This window comes from Streptomyces sp. NBC_00691 (genome assembly GCF_036226665.1).
GTDB lineage: Bacteria > Actinomycetota > Actinomycetes > Streptomycetales > Streptomycetaceae > Streptomyces.
In genome coordinates this window covers 60569-82289 of sequence record NZ_CP109007.1, presented here as the reverse complement: position 1 = coordinate 82289, position 21721 = coordinate 60569, and the positions used below count along the sequence as shown (strand labels likewise).

At 68.2% G+C, this 21721-nt stretch carries 23 protein-coding genes, 1 tRNA gene and 2 pseudogenes; 11 read left to right on the top strand and 15 right to left on the bottom strand.

Translation table 11 applies throughout. The features are described 5' to 3' along the window. Positions 1-362: 362 nt before the first annotated feature. Positions 363-782, top strand: coding sequence for a DUF1214 domain-containing protein (locus OG392_RS37450; protein ID WP_443055042.1), 420 nt, complete (start codon positions 363-365; stop codon positions 780-782). A gap of 241 nt (positions 783-1023) precedes the next feature. Here the strand turns inward: OG392_RS37450 and OG392_RS00410 are convergent, their stop codons facing one another. Beyond that, a complete protein-coding gene (locus OG392_RS00410; RefSeq protein ID WP_329274187.1) occupies positions 1024-1473 on the bottom strand; it encodes an SRPBCC family protein in 450 nt (149 codons plus the stop codon). A gap of 883 nt (positions 1474-2356) precedes the next feature. On the opposite strand from OG392_RS00410, the gene OG392_RS00405 reads away from it, so the two are divergent. The 3 genes from OG392_RS00405 to OG392_RS00395 all read left to right on the top strand — a co-directional run bounded on the left by OG392_RS00405 (position 2357) and on the right by OG392_RS00395 (position 2918). Further along, positions 2357-2638 carry an HU family DNA-binding protein gene (locus OG392_RS00405; RefSeq protein ID WP_329274186.1) on the top strand — a complete coding sequence of 94 codons (282 nt, stop codon included), beginning with the start codon at positions 2357-2359 and terminating at the stop codon, positions 2636-2638. An 18-nt stretch (positions 2639-2656) separates the two neighbouring features. Continuing rightward, complete coding sequence (locus OG392_RS00400) at positions 2657-2827, top strand: cold shock domain-containing protein (protein ID WP_329286984.1); 171 nt, start codon at positions 2657-2659, stop codon at positions 2825-2827. A gap of 14 nt (positions 2828-2841) precedes the next feature. Continuing rightward, positions 2842-2918: transfer RNA gene (locus OG392_RS00395), tRNA-Met, on the top strand. 481 nt (positions 2919-3399) lie between these two features. Here the strand turns inward: OG392_RS00395 and OG392_RS00390 are convergent. From OG392_RS00390 to OG392_RS00380, 3 genes are all read right to left on the bottom strand, one after another. Beyond that, entirely contained in the window at positions 3400-3999 is a 600-nt protein-coding gene (locus OG392_RS00390; RefSeq protein ID WP_329274184.1) for an isochorismatase family cysteine hydrolase, read from the bottom strand. 5 nt (positions 4000-4004) lie between these two features. Further along, complete coding sequence (locus OG392_RS00385; protein ID WP_329274183.1) at positions 4005-4478, bottom strand: hemerythrin domain-containing protein; 474 nt, start codon at positions 4476-4478, stop codon at positions 4005-4007. Between the two features lie 426 nt (positions 4479-4904). Continuing rightward, a complete protein-coding gene (locus OG392_RS00380; RefSeq protein ID WP_329274181.1) occupies positions 4905-6038 on the bottom strand; it encodes an aromatic acid exporter family protein in 1134 nt (377 codons plus the stop codon). A gap of 524 nt (positions 6039-6562) precedes the next feature. On the opposite strand from OG392_RS00380, the gene OG392_RS00375 reads away from it, so the two are divergent. Beyond that, positions 6563-7186: a flavodoxin family protein gene (locus OG392_RS00375; RefSeq protein WP_329274179.1), complete on the top strand. Its 624-nt coding sequence runs from the start codon at positions 6563-6565 to the stop codon at positions 7184-7186. A 348-nt stretch (positions 7187-7534) separates the two neighbouring features. Here OG392_RS00375 and OG392_RS00370 read toward each other — a convergent pair whose 3' ends face one another. From OG392_RS00370 to OG392_RS37445, 5 genes and pseudogenes are all read right to left on the bottom strand, one after another. Continuing rightward, on the bottom strand, positions 7535-8119 hold the full coding sequence (locus OG392_RS00370) for an FG-GAP repeat domain-containing protein (protein WP_329274177.1): 585 nt from the start codon (positions 8117-8119) through the stop codon (positions 7535-7537). After that, positions 8116-8553, bottom strand: a complete 438-nt coding sequence (locus OG392_RS00365) for an FG-GAP repeat domain-containing protein (RefSeq protein WP_329274174.1) — start codon at positions 8551-8553, stop codon at positions 8116-8118. The genes OG392_RS00370 and OG392_RS00365 overlap by 4 nt, the downstream gene beginning before the upstream one ends. A 149-nt stretch (positions 8554-8702) precedes the next feature. Further along, the gene (locus OG392_RS00360) at positions 8703-9524 is read right to left on the bottom strand and encodes a hypothetical protein (protein ID WP_329274171.1); all 822 of its coding nucleotides are present in this window, start codon (positions 9522-9524) and stop codon (positions 8703-8705) included. Positions 9525-9848: 324 nt separating this feature from the next. Next, positions 9849-10370 (bottom strand): hypothetical protein, encoded by a 522-nt coding sequence (locus OG392_RS00355; RefSeq protein ID WP_329274168.1) that lies wholly within the window; start codon positions 10368-10370, stop codon positions 9849-9851. Between the two features lie 254 nt (positions 10371-10624). Beyond that, positions 10625-10711: pseudogene (locus tag OG392_RS37445) on the bottom strand (IS5/IS1182 family transposase); the annotation flags it as partial. 73 nt (positions 10712-10784) lie between these two features. Here OG392_RS37445 and OG392_RS00350 point away from each other — a divergent pair. Next, the gene (locus tag OG392_RS00350) at positions 10785-11123 is read left to right on the top strand and encodes a hypothetical protein (RefSeq protein WP_329274164.1); all 339 of its coding nucleotides are present in this window, start codon (positions 10785-10787) and stop codon (positions 11121-11123) included. Positions 11124-11147: 24 nt separating this feature from the next. On the opposite strand, the gene OG392_RS00345 is transcribed toward OG392_RS00350, so the two are convergent. From OG392_RS00345 to OG392_RS00335, 3 genes are all read right to left on the bottom strand, one after another. Continuing rightward, positions 11148-11906 carry a hypothetical protein gene (locus OG392_RS00345; protein WP_329274161.1) on the bottom strand — a complete coding sequence of 253 codons (759 nt, stop codon included), beginning with the start codon at positions 11904-11906 and terminating at the stop codon, positions 11148-11150. Continuing rightward, a complete protein-coding gene (locus tag OG392_RS00340; protein ID WP_329274158.1) occupies positions 11903-12457 on the bottom strand; it encodes a hypothetical protein in 555 nt (184 codons plus the stop codon). The genes OG392_RS00345 and OG392_RS00340 overlap by 4 nt, the downstream gene beginning before the upstream one ends. Before the next feature lie 556 nt (positions 12458-13013). Further along, a complete protein-coding gene (locus OG392_RS00335) occupies positions 13014-14183 on the bottom strand; it encodes a hypothetical protein (RefSeq protein ID WP_329274155.1) in 1170 nt (389 codons plus the stop codon). Positions 14184-14206: 23 nt separating this feature from the next. Between OG392_RS00335 and OG392_RS00330 the strand changes: the two genes are divergently transcribed. Then, positions 14207-15316 carry a hypothetical protein gene (locus OG392_RS00330; protein WP_329274153.1) on the top strand — a complete coding sequence of 370 codons (1110 nt, stop codon included), beginning with the start codon at positions 14207-14209 and terminating at the stop codon, positions 15314-15316. Next, positions 15201-16418, top strand: coding sequence for a tyrosine-type recombinase/integrase (locus tag OG392_RS00325; protein WP_329274151.1), 1218 nt, complete (start codon positions 15201-15203; stop codon positions 16416-16418). The genes OG392_RS00330 and OG392_RS00325 overlap by 116 nt, the downstream gene beginning before the upstream one ends. A 14-nt stretch (positions 16419-16432) precedes the next feature. Here OG392_RS00325 and OG392_RS00320 read toward each other — a convergent pair whose 3' ends face one another. Next, positions 16433-16807: a hypothetical protein gene (locus OG392_RS00320; RefSeq protein WP_329274149.1), complete on the bottom strand. Its 375-nt coding sequence runs from the start codon at positions 16805-16807 to the stop codon at positions 16433-16435. Between the two features lie 50 nt (positions 16808-16857). On the opposite strand from OG392_RS00320, the pseudogene OG392_RS00315 reads away from it, so the two are divergent. Further along, positions 16858-17091: pseudogene (locus OG392_RS00315) on the top strand (Ku protein); the annotation flags it as partial. A 266-nt stretch (positions 17092-17357) separates the two neighbouring features. On the opposite strand, the gene OG392_RS00310 reads toward OG392_RS00315, so the two are convergent. Further along, complete coding sequence (locus OG392_RS00310; protein ID WP_329274147.1) at positions 17358-17684, bottom strand: DUF3040 domain-containing protein; 327 nt, start codon at positions 17682-17684, stop codon at positions 17358-17360. 90 nt (positions 17685-17774) lie between these two features. Next, on the bottom strand, positions 17775-18836 hold the full coding sequence (locus OG392_RS00305; protein ID WP_329274145.1) for a PucR family transcriptional regulator: 1062 nt from the start codon (positions 18834-18836) through the stop codon (positions 17775-17777). Between the two features lie 228 nt (positions 18837-19064). Here OG392_RS00305 and OG392_RS00300 point away from each other — a divergent pair, with 228 nt between their 5' ends. Both OG392_RS00300 and OG392_RS00295 read left to right on the top strand, forming a co-directional pair. Then, a complete protein-coding gene (locus OG392_RS00300; RefSeq protein WP_329274144.1) occupies positions 19065-19538 on the top strand; it encodes a hypothetical protein in 474 nt (157 codons plus the stop codon). Between the two features lie 96 nt (positions 19539-19634). After that, positions 19635-21659 carry a flotillin family protein gene (locus OG392_RS00295; protein WP_329274142.1) on the top strand — a complete coding sequence of 675 codons (2025 nt, stop codon included), beginning with the start codon at positions 19635-19637 and terminating at the stop codon, positions 21657-21659. Positions 21660-21721: the final 62 nt, after the last annotated feature.

Genomic DNA, 21721 nt, shown 5'->3' with positions numbered 1-21721 from the left:
CGACGACTACGTCCCTCCCGTCGACGTCCCCGTCCCCGCGGGGGCCGACACGACCACGGCGCCCGTCGACCAGGTCCACGCCCTCAGCGGCCGCGAGTACTTCACTCTGCTCAACCAGATGATGATCGACAATCCTCCGGCCCCTGCCGATGCCGGGTTCCTCGACGGCGTCGCCAGAGTCGGAATCGCTCCCGGGGCAAGGCTTGACGACCTGTCCTCGGATGCCCTCGCCGCCCTGGACGAAGGCGCACGGCGAGGTCCGCAGGTCCTGCGTGACCTGCTGAGTCAGGCGGAGTCCGCGAGTTCCGGCGGCTGGACCGTGCACCGGGGCCTGGGCGACTACGGCACCGACTACGCCAAACGTGCCGTCATCACCCGCTTCGGGTACGGCGCCAACCTCGACGCCGACGCCCTGTACCCGCACGCCACCACCGACTCCGACGGCCGCGCCCTCGACGGCTCCCACACTTACGTGCCACTTCGACGCCGGGGACACCCCGCCCGTCGACGGCTTCTGGTCCCTCACGATGATGAACCGGCGACAGCTCTTCGCCGACAACCCGCTCGACCGGTACGCGATCGGCGATCGCAGCGGTATGCGGACCAACCCCGACGGGTCCCTGGACATCCATGTCCAGCACGAGCACCCCGGGCTCGAACTCGAGAGCAACTGGCTCCCCGCCCCGGCGGGCAGCTTCAACGTCTTCCTCCGCCTGTACCAGCCCCGACAGGAGGCCCTCAGCGGCGCCTGGACGCCGCCCACGCTGCGACGCACCGGCTGACTTCCGCAGGCACCAGGGGGCGGCCCGAGAATGCCCTCGGCAACGGGAACGATGAGTCCATGCTGTTCAACGCCTGAGCCCCGAACCGATGTGGTCCGGGGCTCAGAGTGGCGGGTGGGGTGTCATTGCGCCCGAGGTCGAGCTCGCTGTCCCGCATGTCTTCCGGCCTGACACGGGGAGTCTCGCCGAAGAGGCCGACATCGACTCGAAGAGGCCAGCGTGCACACGGCGAGGCTTGAACTCAGACCTCGCCCCGCCAGGACCCGCTCTCGCGACCGCGGTCCTCGATGTACTCCTTGAACCGCTTCAGGTCGCCGGTGATCTGGCGTTTCACGAAGCCGAGCTTGTCGCCGACGTTCTCCGCGAAGCCGTCCGGGTCGTAGTCGAGCTGCAGCATCACCTTCGTCCTGTTCTCATCAAGGCGGTGGAAGGTGACCACGCCGGCCTGCCTGACCTCGCCGCTCAGCGTCGTCCAGGCGACCCGCTCGTCGGGGATCTGTTCGGTGATCTTCGCCTCGAACTCCTTGGTCACTCCGCCGATCTTGGCGACCCAGCGCGTCATGGTGTCGGTGTGCTGATCGACGCGCTCCACCCCGTCCATGAAGTGCGGGAACGACTCGAACTGGGTCCACTGGTTGTAGGCAGTACGCACGGGAACGTCGACCTCAACGGACTCTTCGACCTGCGACATAGAAGAAGCCTTCCTCTTCACCGGCCAGCTGTCCCGGCCGGAACCGTTCACCTGCCCGCTCCTGTGCCCCCGTTCCGCGTTCTCATGACTCCCCGGGTGTGTCAATCGATCGGTGTAACCGGGGGTTTCGGGCTTACTCACGGGCTGCGGAGAGCCGGTCGTCGAAGGTGATGTCGAAGGCGTTCAAAGCGGTCTTCCAGTGCAGGGTCCAGCGGTTCTGTCCCCCTGACGTTGGGTCATGCGTGACTGGTCGGGGGAGCTGACAGAGGCGGAGTGGCGCCTTCTGGAGCCGCTCCTGCCCCACGGCCGCCGGTGAGACGGAGTGCGACGTCTCGGTTGATTCCACCCGGATCCGTTGCCTACCAACATGCGGCCGGTGCGCGGAAAACACCGCCGCCCGTCGCGTGAAAAGGGCCGCCGGCGCCGCTCTCAGGGGTGAACCACCCCCAGGGCCAGACAGCGGCCGGGCCGGACGACGTTCCTCGCTACTGCCTGCGCTCTATCTCTTGCGTGCCTTTGTCACTACGAATGCGCCTGCGACGATCACGATCAGGACGATCGCGATGATCCAAAAGGGTGGTGTCCCGTGGCCCGCTCCTTTGGCCAAGAGCTGCATGTGCGACATGTCGTTCCCCACATATCCGTAGCGGTGGTCTTGGGCTGCCAGTCGGCCTCCTGATGCCGCATACCCAGCGAGACGCCCGACCTCGTCAGCAGATGGCCCAGTCTTTCTGCCACGGGGACAAGGCTGATGGCCCATACGGCCTAAGCGACGAGACGGCTACCGGCCTGTGTCAAGGACGGGTGACAGAGTAGCGGGGGAAGATGCCCCGCTTGCGATGAGACGGGCGGGACGGTCTATGGATACGGAGTGCTTCCACCGATGAACCGCCGTGAGCTGACCGCCGCCCGGGCCGACCGCGCCGAGGTGACCCGCAAGGACGCCGACGCGCTGCTGACGGCGCTCGCCGAGACCGTCGGCGATGTCGTTGCCAGGGGCGATGAGAAGGTCACCATCCCCGGCTTCCTCACCTTCGAGCGCACCCACCGCGCCGCGCGCACCGCCCGGAACCCGCAGACGGGCGACCCGATCGACATCCCGGCGGGCTTCAGCGTGAAGATCTCCGCGGGCTCGAAGCTCAAGGAAGCCGCCAAGGGCAAGTAGCACCCGCGCCGCCGGCCGCTGCCCCGATGGCTCGGGTTCATCGCCCAGGACGGACGCCCGGACGTCTTCGCTCACTACTCCAGCATCTCCGGCAACGGCTACCGCGAGCTTGTCGAGGGCGAGAGCGTCACCTTTGATGTGACGCAGGGCCAGAAGGGCCCCCAGGCCGAGAACTCGGCCGCTGTGTAAAGTGGTGTCACCGACGCGGGGTGGAGCAGCTCGGTAGCTCGCTGGGCTCATAACCCAGAGGTCGCAGGTTCAAATCCTGTCCCCGCTACCAAAGACAGGGCCCGGCAAATGTCGGGCCCTGTCGCGTGCCTGCGATAAGCGGCGGCGCGTGCCTGGGCTGCAGTCCACGGGTCGCCCTGACCATACGCTGCCCGTGCGGCGGGCGCGCACCGGCAGCGTTCGGCGAAGCCGAAGGGGCCTACGTGTCACCCGAACTATGGCAGCTGCGCGAGTACGCCGCGCTCTATCTACCACCTCAATCAAGCCGGCCCGCACCTGTTGGTCGTGCGCGCCTCGCTGGGCGGGCCAAAGCGGCGATGGCCGCCGCGGCCCCCGGCCACCCTCAACCTCATGTCTCTCTTCGGTCTCTACCGCTCCATGCGCGGCTGCCTCGTGGGCCATTTCGCCTGCGTCGAGATCTCCTTCACCCGGATCCCGACATCGCCTTCGGCTGCCCGCCCACGGTCCTCCTCAAGGACCGGCTCGCGGCTCACATCGCGACCGCCTGGACAGCCGACCGCAGCGCCCTGCGCTCACCGCTTGCTGAGGTGCGCCTCCGGCCGGCGCCGGTCTGTGTGCCGGGAGACAGCTCCTGCTGAGAAGTCGAGGTCGGCAGCGAGACGAATGTCCGCGCTTGTGTTGCGCTTCATCATGTGCAGGGCCGCTTGCGCCAGGTCAGGGTAGATGTGCGCCACGGCGTCCCGGACCACGGTGACGGTCAGGTGTCGGATGTGCGCGTCCAAGGCGGAGTAGAGCACGCACTGCTCGGTGACCTGACCGCACAGCACCAGCCGGCCGACGTCGAGCGTGCTGAGTAGATAGGCGAGGGGGGTCTCGTAGAAGATCGGATGCCTGGCCTCGACGACGAACGGGGAGTCCTCGTCCGGCTGAAGGGGTTCGACGAGTTCCCGGTGCGGTCCGGCGAGGGCGGAGTCGAGGATCTCCCCGTGGTGGGAGCGCCACTGGCCGAAGTTGTCGTTGACGTAGATGACCGGCACCTGCGCCTGCCGCGCCCGCTTGATGGCGGTGCGGATGTGGGGGAGTACTTCGCGGACGGACGGAAGAAGCAGCTCCGCTACTGGATGCTCGTACCGGCTGATCATGTCGATGACGACCAGCGCGCTCCTGGCCACGCTTGCTACTGCTCAGCGCTCGGGACGGCAAGCGGATCGGTCGGTGCCGTCGCCTTGGCGGCTTCCATCTCCTCGCCGAGCTGCGTGAGCCTGTTGCGTCCCATGGCCTTGCGGACCTCGGGAAACCACTCCTTCTCCTCTTCCTCCACGTGGTGACGCACGTTCTCCATCAGGACCGACATCTTCGCGTCGAACCGCTCGTCGGACGGGTCCATGCCCTTGAGCTCGGACAGCATCCACAACACCACGTGGTGCTCCTCGACGCTCTCCAGGACATGATCCTTCGTGTCGGGGGCGGCCTCCCGGGCGGCCGGGTAGAAGATCTTCTCCTCGATCCAGGTGTGCGTGGTGAGTTCCTCGATCACTTGGTCCGCCAGCTTCCGCTTCTCTGCGAACGCGTTCTCCCCGGCCTTCTCGAACTGCTTGAACAGCTTCTCCACCGTCTTGTGGTCATTCTTGAGCAGCACGATCCCGTCCACACCCGTCTCCTTCACGCATCAACTACCGACGGCCGCCGCCGTCCCTTCCGACGCATTCCCCGGAAACCACCAACATCCTCGGTATCAACCCTTTTGCTTCGATCAGACCGCTGTGGGCGCCGCGCGCCTCTACGCAGCAGACGAGGCACCCGAACCTGCCCTCCCGCAGCGCTGGTCGCAGTCCCTCCAGGCTCCCGACTGGTGAGCCTGGAGGGGACCGAAAGGGCGGCCGGGGAAAGGCTTCGGTGCAAGTGCCGCCGGGCCGGTCGCCGAGTTCCATACCGCTCAGCACCGCACCTTGCCCTTGCCGAATCCGGCGTAGTGGGTGCGGGGGAGGGCTGTCCCTTGAGCTGCTCGCCGAGTGAGAGCTGCAGCGCCTGATCGTGGAGCAAGCGCCGCCGATGTCGCCACGAACCCGGTGGCCCGTCAGTTGTGGTGTCGCAGTTCTTCCACCAGGCGACCGCCGTCGGTCAGCAAGGTGCCCTGCACCGCGGTCTGCCCAGACCGGCCGTCCTGCTCGATCAGTACCTGCCGGCGGACCTCCTCGAGTTCGATGACGGCCTGCTCGAGCGCTGTCTCGAAATCCCGCAGGTCGGCATGGTCCTGTCGGCCGATGTGGTGCAGCGCTGTCGCCGCGGCCCGCAACAGGGTGGCGTATGCGGACCGGAAGGATGCCGGCAGCGAGAGGAGTTCGCCGCTGCTGACGGCGAAGTCGAGACTGCGGCTCACTGAGCGGAGGTGGTCCTGGCAGCGCTGCGCGACATCGAGCGCGGTACGGGCGCGGATCAGGGCGCCGGCAGAGTCGGCGATGCTGGGACGCGGGTTGAGACGGCTGTTCTCCGCCTCATCGTCGATCGCGTACCGGATCCGGTCGGCGTCCGAGGACAGGTGCCGCCATGCCTCCCGCAGCTCATGGACCTCGTCCGCATCGGGCTCCCGTACATCGAACGTGTCGGCAAGATCGCCCATACGCTCCTCGATGCCCGTGATGAGATCGGCAACCGCTTCCTGGCGGTGCCGGGTGTGCCGTGCGGGCGCAAGGACGAGGTGCGCGGCGATACCGCAGACGGCGCCGAGCACCACAGAGGCGATCAGGTAGCCGATGTAATCGATCTGGCCCTGTCCGGAGGAGTAGGCGAAGAAGCCGACGATGGCGACCTGCGTACCGTGCGCCCCCAGCGGCCGGAACCGGCCCACGGCCAATGCCAGGAGCGTCAGCAGACCGAAGGACCAGCCGTGGATACCTGCCGCCGCAGCCAGCGACGCCGCCAGAGCGGCGCCGACCGCCATCGCGCCCATGTACTGCGCGCAGTCCCTCAGCGACCGGTAGACCGTCGCCTGCACTGCCACCAGCGCGGTGAACGGGGCGAAAGTGGAGACGGCGGGAGGCAGCAGATGACGGGCCAGCACCCAGGCCGCAGTGGCGGCCAGCGCGGTCTTCAGCCCAAGGACCAGATCATCCCGCTCGCTGCCGGTGCGGCGCAGCCCGCGCTGCACGAAGCCCACAGCCTCTGCCACGGGTGTCCGGACGCTCTTCCACAGCGTGCCCCAGTCGGGCATATGCCACCTCCGGTCGGACGTCTGCCCGTTGCCGAGAAGCCCACGCGGGGTGGCCGCGCCGGATTCGGGCCACAGACCGCGCCGGCTTCCGTGGCTGAGGGTTCGCCCCAGGGGAGCAGCGCTCGGAGGGAGCGTCAGGCAGGCAGCGGGCACACCGTAAGGCTTGGCAGCCTTGATCAGCCGACGAGTGCTACGAGCCGGTGGTAGTCCAGATGGCGAAGGGGGTACGCGCGGTGACGACGAATGGGCTCAGCTCGCCGCCCGCCGCCCGCCGGAGATCGGCTCCTCGTTCATCGCGGCCCGTGCGGCGCCGGCCTGCAGCGACTCGACCGCCGCCCGCGACCACCGCCCCGCAGGGAGGATGGCGGCTCGCTGGGTGGGTGAACGGGAGGTTCCTGAGCGACTACGGCCCCGGGCACCCGGCTGGGAGAGAGAGCCGGCTCCCTGAGATGCCTCTCGGTCGCCGCGCGCGCCACATATCGAGACATCGGATCGCAATGCGTTCGCCGGGGTAGGCGTCCGGCATGGAAGCCAAAGAGACCACTCCGCTGCGGGCTGTCGCCCTCGTCTGTACTCTCTCTCCGTCGCCGAAGGAGTCCAGCTCGCAGCTTCTGGCCGAGCAGACCATGGAGGCGCTTGCCGAGCACGGTGTGAGCGGCAAGGTGATCCGCATCGCCGATCACGACGTCCGTACCGGTGTCGCCGTTGACCTCGGCGGCGGAGATGCCTGGCCGGACATCCGCGAGACGATTCTCGGCACGGACATCCTGATTCTGTCGACGCCGATCTGGCTGGGGCACCCCTCCAGCGTCGTGCAGCGTGTGATGGAGCGACTGAACGCGGAGATCGGCGAGAGCGACGACAAGGGCCGGATGCTCACCTACGGCAAGGTCGCCGCGGTCTGCGTGGTCGGTAACGAGGACGGCGCGCACCACGTCAGCGCCGAGCTGTTCCAAGGCCTCAACGACTGCGGCTTCACCCTCCCCGCCAACGCCGTCACGTACTGGGTCGGCGAGGCCATGCAGGCTACCGACTACCAGGACCTCGACAAGACCCCGGAGAAGACGGCGGCCACGACCAAGACGCTCGCTGCGAACACCGCCCATCTCGCACGGCGCCTGAAGTACGCCGCCTACCCGCCCTCATGAGGGGCGGCGTGCCTGGGCGCCTCCTACGCCCGTGAGGGCAGGTGGGCCCAGGAAGCGCAGCCGGCCGTGACAGCGCTGCGCGCCTCGCCCGGCCTACGCGTTGGGCGTTGTGCAGGAGGAGGGACAGCGGTTACTGGTCTTCCGGGGTGCAGCATGCGGGGGCCACGGTCGGTGGGGGTCGTGCGGAAGAGTCTCTTCTCGGCGGACGTACGAGGGATAGCAGTCTGCAAGACAGGGGCCCGCTGGCGCAGGCGTTTGGCGATCGAGTCCCGTCTGATCGGCTTCGCGGGCACAAGCACCACGATCGAGTGCGCCAGGCGGCCGGCGCCGGTCCATGAACGGCGCTGTTCAGGGTGGGGGCGAGGGTCGGACAGCCTTCCGGCCCGCCGAGCAGAACTCGACGGGCCGGTTTCGCCAACGGTGTCGTTGATGTGGCGGGGCCTGCTTCGACCCTTCGGTCGGAAAAACCGGGGCTCGAGGGAATGGGTCAGCTGATGGCGTGATGGTGCCCCAGCCACTGGCGCCGACCACGGTGTTGGCGCCCCCGGCAGGGTTGCCGTAGAAGGTGAGGGTTCCGGTGCCGGTGGTCGTCCACATGTCGGCGGAGCCGTCGCGGTCGGCGTCGGCGGCGCCGGCGATCAGCGGCCGGCTGGTCGTGGTGTACCCGGAACCGATCGGGGTCCGGGTGCCGAACATGGCGCTTCCGTTGTAGCGGTAGAGGAGTCCGTCCCGCGTGTCACGGACGAGCAGGTCGGGGTGACCGTCCTTGTCCAGGTCGCCGGGTGCGGTGATGGTCATGGGCGACCAGCCGCCGTTGCCGATCTCGACTCGGGGCATCACGGCCGGCAGGACGGCCGCGTTCGAGTCGTTCTCGTACAGCCACAGCTTGCCGTCGGCGGAGACGACGATGTCCGCGTCGCCGTCGTTGTTCATGTCGCCGGCGGTGACGACCTGGGCGTTCGTCGGAGGTTGTCGGCGACGACGGTGGGAGGCGCGAGACGGGCGCCGGAGAATCGGCTCGGGTAGACGCGCAGCTGGGTGCCGACGCGCGCCACGACGTCTTCCAGGCCGTCACGGGTGAAGTCCCCGCGGTGGCTGACGGATGCACCGAGCCAGCCGCGGTCTCCGATCTCCTCGTAGTTGGCCGCGACACCGTTACCCAGGTACGGGGCTGTGCCGCCCTTTCCGTCACCGTGGTAGAGACGCAGCCTCCCCGCCGTGTCGATGGCGACGAGGTCGGGCTTGCCGTCACCGCTCAGGTCGCCGGGCGTACGCTCGCCGCCCAGACGCGCGATCACCGGGGCGTGGTCGGAGTAGCCGTTCGTCGACACGTTCGGCTCGTTCGGTGAGGTGTCCAGGCGGCTCATGTCGATGTCGCACGAAGAGAACGCGCTGCCCTCGTCCCGCCGGGTGACGAAGATGTGGTCGTACTCGTGCCAGGCATCCTCGCCGGTGTCGTACCAGCCGTGATGGGTGGTGCCGTCGATACAGTTCTCGAAAATCTCGGTCAGGGGCTTCAGGACCTGCTGTTCGACCAGCTTCCCGTTCGCGTCGGGTATGACTGCGGTCTGCGCGATGGAACGGTTGAAGTCACCCCCCCCAGAGCGATGAACTGAAGCTGATGACGCGCGCGGAAGCCCTGGACGAAGTCCCTGACGTTCTTGATCTGCCCCTGAACCCGGGAGTCCTCCGCGTAGGTCTTCGCGATGATGTGCGTGTTGCACACACCGATGGACTTCCCTTCGACCGCCACACACTGGACCGGAAGTCTCAGCTTGTCCTTGGTCGTCACAGGGACGCCGTTGATCTGATCAGCTGCGCTGATCTCCCCCTTGACAGCGATCAGATTGCCGACCTTGCCCGAGCCTCCCTTGCCATAAGCATCCCCCTGGCAGTGACTGCCCATGTCCTCGACCGGGTCAAGGGCATCATCGCCCCGCGTGAGAGGTGTGAAGTAGAAGCTCCAGTCCGTTGTACCGTCCGCGTTCTGAAGCTTCGTCATCAGCCGCTTCTGGTCGGAGGCGGGGGCCCCCGGCGTCGGAACGAATCCCTCCGGCACGCCGCACGCCTCCTGAAGAACGACGGCGTCCAGGTTCCGTTCCCTGATCAGCGCGACGATCTGGTCGACCTTCTCAGCGGTCTCAGTCGTCGTGAGGCGGGAGGGGCAGAAGGAATCTTCCCCTCTCTTGCCACCGGCGATGCACAGGTTCCACGAGGCCATCGTCATGGTCGGCGGCGCGGGATTCCACGCGTCCGCTGCCGTCGCCGTTGTCGCGGGGAGCCCGAACAGCGCCATGCCGCCGGCCAGCGCTCCCGTCAGGAGCTTGGTGAATCTCATCCGTGTCCATCCGTCAGGCGCCGGGAACACGCCTGCCGTTGCATCGGGTGCTCATGTTCTGGACGCCAGTTCGTCACTTACGTGACGGAGACTTGTTCGAGAGGCGAATGGTTGTGCGGGCATGTCGTGTTCTGCGTACCCTAGTGCTCCACTCGGCGTAGGAGGTCCGAGCCTCGGACCGGACGAAACGCGGCCCTCGATGCGGCACGGAGCTCGCACGGTATGCCACGTGACGCCGGACGGGACACGGCCTGAGACCACCAGAACCATGGGTGACACGGTGCGGGGGAGAAGCGCCGAGAGAGCTGGGGCGTCGGGGGTGGGTCAGGTGCCGAGAAGTTCGATGACCTCGCTCACACGCCGGCCTGGAAGGGGGGTCCACCTGGGAGTCGGCGCCAGGCGGGCGACGACCGCGTCCAGCCACTCGGGGTCGCCGAGTCGGTGCAGGGCCTTGGCCTCGGACGTCTTCGCGAAGAGATCACACGCGAGCGCCATGTGCATGCTCGTGTACGTCCGCTCGTGGTGGGTGTAGTCCACCGACCAGGACTCGTAGGAATGAAGAAGACCTGTAACAGAGCAGCCGCTTCGGCCACCGTCCAGGTAGCCGCCGCCGAGCCCGACGACGACCCCGCCTGCGCGGGTGGCCATCCATGGCCGCATGACGGCCCGCAACTCCAGGTGCCTGAACCTGTCCCACGCGACGACATTCCGGGCCTGCGGTACTCCCCGCAGAAGATGCTCGACACCTCGCGGGGTGAAGACCAGACAGGAGCCCTCCTTCCGCTTCGGGTCCCCGACGACCCATCGGTCACCGAACCGTTCCAGCGGCCCCAGGTGCTGCGTCATCATCTCCCCGCCGGTCGTGTACTCGCCCCACCCGCGAACCTATCCTCCGCCCGGTCGAACCTGTCGCCCCCGGATGCTCTCTATGATCCCGGGTATTCCATCGGGATCGGCCCTCCCTCGTTCCGGGCGCCGCTTCGCACAGCATCCAACGGTGAGGCAGCGGAAGGCACCAGCGGGTGGGGCCCTGCCTTCGACCTGAGGACACAGCTCCGGGAAGCATCGCCGCAGGATGGAGCGGCGCCTGACCTGCCGGTTCACCGTGCCATGGCGAGGTTGAGCATGGTGGCAACTGCCTGGACGGCATGGTGACGCGCGTCGCCTCGCTGCCGGCAGTTGCGCAGGGATCTTCCAAGGTCACCCCCATTACGAGCTCTACGGACCCCGGCCGCCTGCACCCCACGCCACATTGAGGTCATGGCGTTCATCGACGGAGGCAGCGGCGACTCCCGCGCCGCTACGCCCGCCCGAAGGGCCCCGTCGCCGCCAAGGCTTCCACCCTCCTACACCAACCTGTCCTCCAGGCCAAGCGGCAACAAGGCCCAGGTGACCACCCCGCGCAGCCGTACCCACCCCGGAGCGGCACCGCCGAAGAACCTCATTGAATGCGCTGCGCTCCTGCCCCGGCTCGAGGCGATGGTCGACCAGTGGCGGCATGAGGTCGACGTCCCTCGGACACACATCGACGCGGCTCAACAGCTGACGGTCGTTCTGCGGGTCTGCGTCGTCAAAGATGTCGAGCTTCTCTTCCTCTGATGTTCGCGAAGCCGGGGCAGGCCCTCACGCTCCCGCAGTTACGGGACAGCCCTTAGCCAGATCCTTGCGGGCCTGTACGTCCGTGGCGAGCATGCCGGCCTTGCCGGTGAGATCGAGCAGCGCCTCCCCGATCTGCACGGGCGTGAAGGTGCCCGCATCCAGCTTCAGCAAAGAAGGCCGCGACCGCATGCCGCCGCGGCTGATGATGTAGGCCAGCAGACGCGGGGCGCGGCCGTAGAGGACCTCCGCGTAGTCCGTGGCCCCCAGGGGTTTACCACCGAGGGCGCGGAAGAACCCCGGAGCCAGCTCGTGCTGGGTGCGATCGTCTCCGCCGAGCAGAAGGTGCACCCCTTCCTTGTGCCGTACCTCGATGTGCGGTGACTTGGCCGATACCTGCAGCCACACGGTGTGTGCGCTGCCCAGCGGATCCTCGGGTTCGGCGAAGACGCCCACCCCATAGCCGATCGAGGCGGCCTCGTTCACCTCTGGCGATGCCCCGGCGGTGACGGGCTCGAACAGCAGCTTGGGTGCATGCACGGAGCCACCGCCCGTCATGCGCCATTCCGGGTCCCCCAGCAAGAGGGCCAGGGCAGACAGGAAGCTGGTCTTTCCCGACTCATTGGAGTCCTTCGGCCCCCGCCCGGTCACCGCGACGAATGTGCCGGGGACGATCGCCACGGGGTGGGAGGTCAGACGGGCAATGGAGAATGTCTGGACAGCGACCAGCTGACGGGTGCCGATCACTCCCCGCTTGCCACGTGCACTAGGGATCTGCTGACTCACATGCGGTCCGTCTCTGTCGGGATTTCGAGCAACTCCCCGCGAGGCGCCGGGACTTCGAGGCCACGCCGCCGGCGGATGGCGGCGGCCAGCTGCCCGCCGGGCCGACCGACCAGGATCAGGTCCTCCCAGAGCAGGTTGCTGCGGACCTCGCTCATGCGCTCCAGCGCGGGGCCGGGCAGGTAACGGCCCGTGGTGGTCTCCGCGACCATGCCCGCCGCCCGCGGCCTGCGCAGCGCCGTCCTCATCGCGGCCTTGGAGATCCGCCGCTTGGAGGCGAGCTCCGCCAGGGTGACGGTGTGGGCTTCCCCCGTCCAACGGCTGTGCCGGTGCCGCCCCCGAGCTCTCGGGATTGCCACCGTGTGCAGGAGGACCAGGGCCAGCACGGCCCGGTCCACCGCGGCGAGGGTCCCGACCTCCTCGGCCGCCAGGGCGTCGGCGAGCGGGTCGCAAAACCCGGTGACCCAGTTGCCCTCCGCCGTCTGCAGCAGTTGCCGCCCGCACGGCAGCAAGGCCTGATCCACCGCGGCCCGTATCGCCGGATCAGCCAGCATCGGCAGCTCACCCCGGGGCACCGGCCGACGAGCCGTCTCCGTGTGGCGATCACTGACCGCACCACATATCCGTCGGACATCTCAAGCGCCGTTTCGGCATCGGCCCGGACCTCATGCGGCGGCACCGCCGAATCCGGCTCCCCGCTCGCCTGCTCATCCGCCCTGGGAGCCGGCAGCAAATGGTGTCCGCGACGCAGGCCCTCCACCACCACAGCAGGAAACGCCGCAACGGCTGCCCCCAGCCGCAGTTCGTCTCCGTCCACGGAGATCAGGCTGGCCTCCGGCAAGGTCCGCTCGAGTGCCCGCTCCACCGCTTCGCGGTCCGCGCCCAGTTGAGAACACAACGCCACAATGGCGGCCCGCCTGAACGGCCCGCCCGGAAACGGCGCGCGCTCAGGCCGCGGCCACGCCGCGCGCAGGCACGCCGCCCACACCAGGGTCGGCACCGGCGACAAACCAATCCGGAGCGCCGGCGCCAGGCTGGCGGCCGGTGCCGTCTCACCGTCCCACCCCAAGACCAGCACATCAGCCAGCCGGCCCACCCCGTGCACGCGGATCACCCGGCGTCCGATCCAGGCGGCCGCGGCCGCAGCGGCAGCTGCCACGGGACCGGTCGTCTCGGCCGATGCCACTCCAGCGGCCCGCAACCGCCCCAGAAGCAAGGCTGCTTGAAACGCTCTGTCCTCATCCGCCTCACGGATGGCGTCCTGTTCAGAAGCCATCCGAACCCCCCATCGGACTTCTGAGGCACATTCTGGCGCCGAAGACGCAGGGGATGCAGATAGGTGACGGAGGCCTCCGGATCGGCTAGCAAACCGTCCTCCACCACGACCGCATAGGGCTCGCCCGGATCGTCACTCAACGCCATCACGTCGGTGAGGATCGACGCAGCCGCAGGCCATCCCGCTTCGTACAGCGCCTGCGTGAGATCGACATCCTCGTCTGCCGCCAACAGCTCATCGGCCCGCAGCCGACGCCGCTCCCGTAGATGCGCGTGTGCATCCTCGGCCCACTGCAAAGGATCGTCCTCATCCTCGTCGTCGCCCTCGACCACGAGAGGCTGCACGCGCGCCCGCGAGCGCGGGGCGAAGCCCTCCACTGTCTCCAGGAGCTGAGCCGGCTCGACCCACACTGCCGGCACGTCGGCGACCAGTGCCGTACCCACCTGCGACAGCAGCTCGACGTCACCCTGGACCGCGGCGTGGTCGTACTCCTTCACGGTCAGCACGTCAAAGTTCAGACTGCCGCCGCCTTGCTCAAGCACTTTGTCCGCGGCGGCTATGACCTGCAGACGGTAGAACTGCTCCGCCTCGATCAGAGCCGAACCAGCTTCCTCCAGCGCCCAGTCACCACTGAACCGGTCCGTGACCAGTCTGTTCAGTTCCTTCACCTGGCGCGTGAACCCTTGATGATCATGCTGTCGATGGGACTCCATCAACTCGGCCGTCGTGCCGGTAGCGATCTGCCGCTGCAAATCCAGAGCGAAAACCCGCAGCGCGTTCCGGCACGACACCAGATAGTCCAGAGCGGCCTCGGGGTCGGGATTGCTGCGATCGAACACCGCCCTCGCCCGATCCAACAGCAAGATCAACTCATCAACGCCCCCGTGTTCCGCCAGCCGTTCAGCCGCCAAAGCGCCCGCCAGCCCTGCAGGCCGCACGACATACCGGTCCTGATGGGACTTCAGAAGATAAGGCTCAAGGAACCCCAGCCGGATCAGGACCATCGACGCCTTTCTCCCACGCCGCGGTGAAAGCGGCACCGGCCCCGCGGCCGGAGAATCCTCCGGCACCGTTCGGTGACCTGTCGAGGGCCAGCATCGCCGAGCTGGGCGAGCTGGCCCGGTCCGTCTGGACGCACCGAGTGAAGTCCGACGGCTACAAGCGCCGGGCCGGCATCCGCAGGCTCTTCGGCCATCTGGAGACGCTACCGGGAGAGACCTGGCAGGAGAGGTGGGAGGCCAGCGGGTTCAACCGTGAGGAGGCGCCGGGGGTCAGCATCCTGGGCCGTCCGGGGTCCCGCATCGACCCAAGCGATCTGGCTTCCGCGCTGCGAATGGCGTTTGCAGCACGGATCATCCAGCCCTCGCTCCCCGGGTTCCGGGCGAACAAGTTCTCCACATATCCCGAGTCTTTCCGGCTGCTTCAAAAGGACCCCGACCTGGACGCTTTCTTCGAGATCGTCGACGCTCAGCACCATCTGACCGCGATCCGCCGGGCCCGGGCGAAGTTCGACCTGGCCTGCGTTCTGACCACGCAGGGCATCGCGATGGAGCATCTGACTCCGTCGGCTCTGCTGCACTACTCGCTGGAGAGCAAGCGCCTGGGGCTCACCCATGGAGCGAACAAGGACACCACCCGGTTCGCAGCCTTGGGCGCCTGGGAGATTCTGCACAAGATGGGCCACTTCCCGCCCGGGTCGCCGCCGACGCTGAGGACGTCCGTCTATGACGGCCAGCGCAGCATTGAGGAACTCGTCGACCGCTACGGCGTCAAGAACGCTGCGGTCCGACAGCTGCTGATCGACTACCTGACGCGTCGCAAGGCGGAGACGGACTACAACACCCTCGAATCGCTCAGCCGTCACCTGGCCGGCCATTTCTGGGCCTTGATCGAGGAGCTCAACCCAGGTCAGCGGGATTTGAACCTGAGCCAGGAGCTCTATGACCAGTGGCGGGCCGAGATCCAGTACTGGCGAAAGGACGGGAAGAGCGACCGGACCAAGATCCGCAAGGACACCCCTGTTGCCGGTCCTCGTCCGGCACGTCGAGGACCGCTACGAGCGCCTGGCCAGCCTGTTGGAACTCGCCCGGGCGGTCCCGCTGGGGGAATCCTTCGAGCACGGGGGCCGCCGCTATAGCCGCACCGATTCCTGGGAGGACAGGCGCCAGGCGAAGCTCGTGGCCGAGCCGACCGTCAGGGTCACCGACCACGGCACCGGCGAGCTGATCCACGTGACGATCGCCGAGGACACGGCGTTCTGGGAATGGGCGTCCATCGAGGTCCTGCGACACAGTGGCATCCGCGTCGAGGAACTCGTCGAGCTCACCCATCTCAGCATCCGCCAATACGAGCGTTCCAACGGCGAGGTTATCGCCCTCCTGGTCGTCGCCCCCTCGAAGACTGAACGCGAGCGCGTCATTCCGATGTCCACCGAGCTCTTCCACGCCATCGCCCAGATCGTCCGCCGCCAGACCCGCGACGGCCAGCCCATTCCCCTCCTGACCCGCTACGACCCCCACGAGAGGATCTGGCTGGGCCCCATGCCGTTCCTGTTCCAGCGTCACCGGGGCAGCGTCCGCGCGGTCATGTCACCCAGCACCGTGCTCGAAATGCTCGGCCGCACCTGCGAAGAACTCGCCAAGACAAACCCCGCCTTCGCCGGGACTAAAGTCACTCCGCACGGCTTCCGCCGGCTCTTCGCCACCGACATCGTCAACGGCGGTCTGCCGATCCACATCGGCGCGGCCCTACTCGGACACCTGAATCTGCGGACCACACAGGGCTACGTCGCGGTTTTCGCCGAGGACATCGTCAAGCACTACCAGGAGTTCCTGAACCATCGCCGGACCCTGCGGCCCGCCGACGAATACACCGACGCCACCACCCAGGAGTGGGCGGAGTTCGAGGAGCACTTCGACAAGCGCAAGGTCGAACTCGGCAACTGTGCTCGCCCCTACGGATCACCCTGTCAACATGAGCACGCCTGCATCCGATGCCCGATGCTGCAGGTCAACCCCAAGATGCTGCCCAGGCTGGCGGAGATCGAGAAGGACCTGATCCTCCGCCGCAAGCGGGCCGAGGATGAACAGTGGCTCGGCGAGATCGAAGGCATCGACATGACCTTGACTTTCGTCCGCACCAAGCAAGCCGACGCCGCCCGCCTCACACAACGGTCACCCGTCGTGCTCGGCATCCCGACCACCCGCCCCAGCTCAACTACCGGCAAACGTCAGCGATGATCACCCATCCGAGGTCACGCTTGAGAGAGGACCTCCGCGCGAAGACGCTCGTATTCAGCGCCGGCAGTTGGCTCGCCATCGAAGTAGTCCTCCCAGAAGCCTGGACGCTGCCATTCCCTGGGCGCGAGCGTCACCTGGCCATCCTTCAGCCCTGCGACCCAACAGTCCGGCACCTGACTGCTGACCACGGTGAACATGGCGGCATCCCACAGCCCAGGGGTGTCTCGCTCCACCAGGAGGTCAGGCCGCTCAGGGCTCCGGAGGAGGACCCGGCCTGCGGGCGTGATGACCTCCAGGACTGGATACTCAGCGCCAACCCGGATCCCTGGATGATCACTCACCACTTCTCCGCTCGTCGGGCTGATGATCTGGAAACACTGAACGATCATGCGGGCACCCTACGCAAGCTCCAGCACTGCCCACGCCTCGGCTTGACTTAGTGCAGAGAAACTACGCCAGGCCCAAGGGCGAGGTCGCCGCGAAGCCCTACACGCTCCTGCGCCAGGCCCTGAGCCGCACGGACAAGGTCGCGGTGGTGAAGTACGCCCTGCGCGGCCGTGAACGCCTCGGACTGCTGCGCCCGGTCGGCGAAGCCTTGAGCATCCAGGGCCTGCACTGGGACGACGAGATCCGCTCCCCGGCCGAGCTCGCCCCGCCGGAGACCGACGTCAGTGAGAAGGAGATTGGCACGTCTGGCAGGGGCGCCGAACGGCGTACTGAAAGCATGCTCCTCCATCGCACTCGGCCTCGTCGGCTGTTCTGTCGCCCTCGTGATCATCTACGACATCCTGGCTGGGCCGCCCCGGTCGGGACGCCGATGACCACCCGCACGCACCACCGTCTCCCCTTGAGCCGACGGGTGATCTCACCGTCTTGCTCGGGCGCAGGCCACTCCGGCGGCGGTGAACGCGAGCGCGAATGCGCCGAAGCCGTTCCCGGCTACGGGAGAGCGCGGCCTTCGTATGCCCCTGAGACCGCCGCGAGGGGCGGGAGCGCCGCAGGTCCCCCGTCCTCTCCCGTCGCCGGGGCCGACCGGCTGCCCAGCATGGCGGTGAGGATCAGCCCCAGCAGCGCGATGACGGTCAGGGCCGCAGCCGCCACGACGCGGGGGTTGCGGCGCGCGGCTCGGGCGCCCGCGGACACGTCCGACGCCCGGGGGAACTGCGCGTTCAGCGAGTCGATCAGGGTGGCCAGAGCGGGATCGTCGCAAGCCAGACGCCGTTCGATCTCGCCGAGAATCCGCTGCTCGTCAGGGGAGTGGCTCATGGTGACCGCCCTGCTCTGACGAAGACGGTGAGCAGACGCCTGGCTGATGCGCCCCTTCCTCCTCCCAGTCTGCTCGCTCAGCCCCCGTGATCACAGGGGCTGGTCGGGCCAGTCCAGGAGCCTGGCTCCGACGACGGCCGTTTGGAGCGTGTAGCGCTGGACGGGATCGCCGGGGTCGGCGCCGGTCAGGCGGTGGATGCGGTCGAGACGGTACGTCATCGCCCGCACGCTGAGGCTGAGGCGGCGGGCCGCCTGGGCGGTGACGCAGCCGGTGTCGAAGTACGCCGTGAGGGTGTCCAGGAGGGGCTTCGCGCCTCCTCGTGCCTGCTGCAGCGGGCCGAGGACGGTGCGGACCAGGTCGGCCATGGCCTGCCGGTCGCGGGTGAGGACCGGGTAGACGAGGAGGTCGGCGGCGCGCAGGACCGGCTCGTCGAGGTTCATGCGAGCGGCGAGGTCCAGCGCGTTGAGGGCTTCCTCGTAGGAGTGGACGACGCCGCCCGCTCCCGGGTGCGCGCGCCCGATCGCCACCTGGCCGCCGTCCGTGGCGGCGTACGCCTGTTTGGCGAAGTGGGTGAGCACGTCGGGTTCGTCGGCGGGGGCGACGCAGATCAGCCGGCCCTCCTTGGTGGTGAGCAGGATGCGGCGGTTGCCGAAGCGGGCGACGAGCGAGGACTCGACGGCACGGGTGACCGCGTAGCCGTCGCTGTAGGGTTCCGGTCCCTGGGCGACGGCCACGGCGTGGGCGTGGGACAGGAGCAGTCCGAAGCGTTCGGCGCGCTCGGCCAGCCTGCCGAGGTCGCTGCGGCCGTACAGCAGGTCGTCGATGAATTCCCGCCGGGCGGCCTCCTCCTGGCGCATCGCCAGGTGCTGTGCCCGCTCGTGCCCCTCGGCGAAGGCGTCGACGGCCTGTTCCACGGCGGACAGGAGGTGGTCGGCGGCTGCCCTCGGCAGCCCGGGGCGTACCCGCTGCGCGGCGGAGAGGTGAGCCCGGATGAGGTCCCGCAGCCCGATGCCTGCTTCGGCGGCCCGTTCTCCGAGGGCGCGGAGGGCCGAGCGCTCCTCCAGGGTGAGCCTGCGGCGGGTCTCGCACACGCCCGTCAGGATCTCGGCGTACCCCTCCAGGTACCCCTCGACCGGTTCCCTCTCCGTCACGGTCCCTCCCCGTTTCCTGACGCGTCTGCGACGAGTTCCCGACGCGCGGGGACCAAGACTGACATGCCGTCCGCCGGGGTTCGCAACCGGCATCAAGAAGACGTCAAAGACTGCCTGGTTACGGCAATGCCAAGGCGGCGATCCTGCTGCAGGATGCCTCCACGGGAAGGCATGGGCGCGGGCCTGATGCCGGGAGACGGAAACCGTGATGTCAGGGGGGAGAGAGCCATGGGGGAGTTCCTGAAAGCCGCCTTCGGCTTCCCCTCGTTGTCGTTCAGTGCGGCTCTGGTCGCCGTGGCGGTGTTCTGGCTGCTCGTCCTGTTCGGGGCGGTGGAACGGAAGGGCTTCGACGGCGACGTGGACGCCCTCGGGCTGCGTCTCGGCCGGGTGCCCGTCTCGGTGGCGGCCTCCGTGCTCGTCGTGGCCGGCTGGGTCCTGAGCGTCAGCGGGTCCGTACTCCTCGGCCTTTCCGATGCGCCCCGCCCCCTTCCCGCTCTGTTCTCGCTCGCCCTGCTGGTGCTCGCTCCCGTCACCTCATGGTGGTCGACACGCCGCCTCGTGGGGCCGCTCGCGAAGTTGTTCCCCGACGAACCCGGGCCGTCCCGGCAGGACGACGCCGGTCTGGCGGGGCCGCCCGAACGGGACCGAGCCGCCGCTTTCGGGCAGCACCGTGCCGCTGCGCGCACACGGCGACGCGGGTAGCTGTCGCTCCGGGAGCGCGTGCCGTCCGGTGCTCGCCCTTCCACAACGCCGCCCGAACGCGCGGCTCCCCTTTCTTCCACCGACACGGGGTTTCTCATGGATGCCATCACCGTGGGCATCGGCGTGCTCGTCGCCGCTGTCCTGCTCATCGTTCTCACACTGCTCTTCGTGGTCAGCCGGCTGTTCCGCAAGGTGGAGCAGGGCAAGGCGCTGATCGTCTCGAAGATGCGGAAGGTCGATGTCACCTTCACCGGTCAGGTCGTGCTGCCCGTCCTGCACAAGGCCGAGGTCATGGACATCTCGGTGAAGACCATCGAGATCTCCCGGACCGGCCGGGACGGGTTGATCTGCCGGGACAACATCCGCGCCGACATCCGGATCTCGTTCTTCGTCCGCGTCAACAAGACCGTGGAGGACGTCATCAAGGTCGCGCAGGCCATCGGCACGGCGCGCGCCAGCGACAAGGAGACGCTGCAGGAGCTGTTCAACGCCAAGTTCTCCGAGGCGCTGAAGACCGTTGGCAAGCAGCTCGACTTCACCGACCTCTACACCAAGCGCGAGGAACTGCGCTTCAGGATCATCGAGATCATCGGCATCGACCTCAACGGCTACAGCCTGGAGGACGCGGCGATCGACTACCTGGAGCAGACCCCGCTGTCCCATCTCGATCCCGGCAACATCCTGGATGCCCAGGGCATCCGCAAGATCACCGAACTGACCGCAGTGGAGAACGTCCGGACGAACGAGTTCCGACAGCACGAGCAGAAGGAGATCACCCGGCAGAACGTCGATGCCCGCGAGGCCATCCTGGAGCTGGAGCGGCGCCAGGCCGACGCGGAGATCAAGCAGAAGCGAGAGGTCGACACCGTACGGGCCCGGGAGGAGGCCGAGACCGCCAAGGTCGTGGAGGAGGAGCGGCTGCGGGCTCAGAGCGCCTTCCTGAAGACGGAGGAGCAGCTCGGCATCCAGCGGGAGAACCAGGCTCGCGAGGTGGCCGTCGCGCAGAAGAACCGCGAGCGGGTCATCGCCGTCGAGAACGAGCGGATCGAGAAGGACCGCCTGCTGGAGGTCATCGCCCGCGACAGGGAGACCCAACTGACTCGGATCTCCGCCGAGAAGGAGGTCGAGGCCGAGCGCCGCGACATCGCCGAGGTGATCCGCGAGCGGGTCGCGGTGGACCGTACGGTCGCCGAGCAGGAGGAGTCCATCAAGCGGCTCCGCACGGTCGAGGAGGCCGAGCGCACCCGGCAGGCGGTCGTCATCGCGGCGGAGGCGGAGGCGCAGGAGCGGCTGGTCAAGGACATCAAGGCGGCGGAGGCGGCCGAGCAGGCCGCCGTGCACCGGGCCGCCGAGGAGCTGACCCTGGCGGAGGCCCGCAACAAGGCCGCCGACATGGACGCCCGCGCCAAGATCCGCCTCGCCGAGGGCGTGCAGGCCGAGGCCGCCGCCGAGGGGCTCGCCGCCGCACAGGTACGGGAGAAGGAGGCCGACGCGATTCAGAAGACCGGGCGCGCCGAGGCCGAGGCCACCGAGGCGCGGCTGCGGGCCGAGGCGGAGGGGCTGCGGGCCAGGGCGCTCGCCGAGGCCACGGCGATCGGCGAGAAGCTCAAGGCCGAGGCCGAGGGACTCAACCAGAAGGCGATCGCCGTGGCCGCGTTCGACGAGGCGTCCCGTACCCACGAGGAGTACCGGCTGCGTCTGGAGGCGGAGAAGGAGATCCGGCTCGCCGGCCTCGACGTGCAGCGGCAGGTCGCCGAGGCGCAGGCCACCGTGCTCGCCACCGGTCTGGAGAACGCGGACATCAACATCGTCGGCGGGGAGTCGGTCTTCCTCGACCGGCTCGTGCAGTCCATCGCGCTCGGCAAGTCCGTCGACGGCTTCATGGAGCACTCCCGGACCGCGCAGACGCTGGCGGGCCCGTGGCTGAACGGTGAGGGTTCCTTCACCGAGGACCTGACCAAGGTGCTCGGCTCGCTGTCCACGGGTGACGTGCAGAACCTGAGCGTCTCGGCGCTGCTCGCGAAGGTCATGAAGTCCGGTCTGCTCGACGCGCACCGACCCGGACCGGCCGCCGCGCCTTCGGCCGACCCCGCCGCACTGAACGGCGCGGCCACGAACTGACCGCCCCGGGGGGAGCGGTCACAGCGGGTCCGGTACCGGCATACGGGGGTTGTCGGCACCGG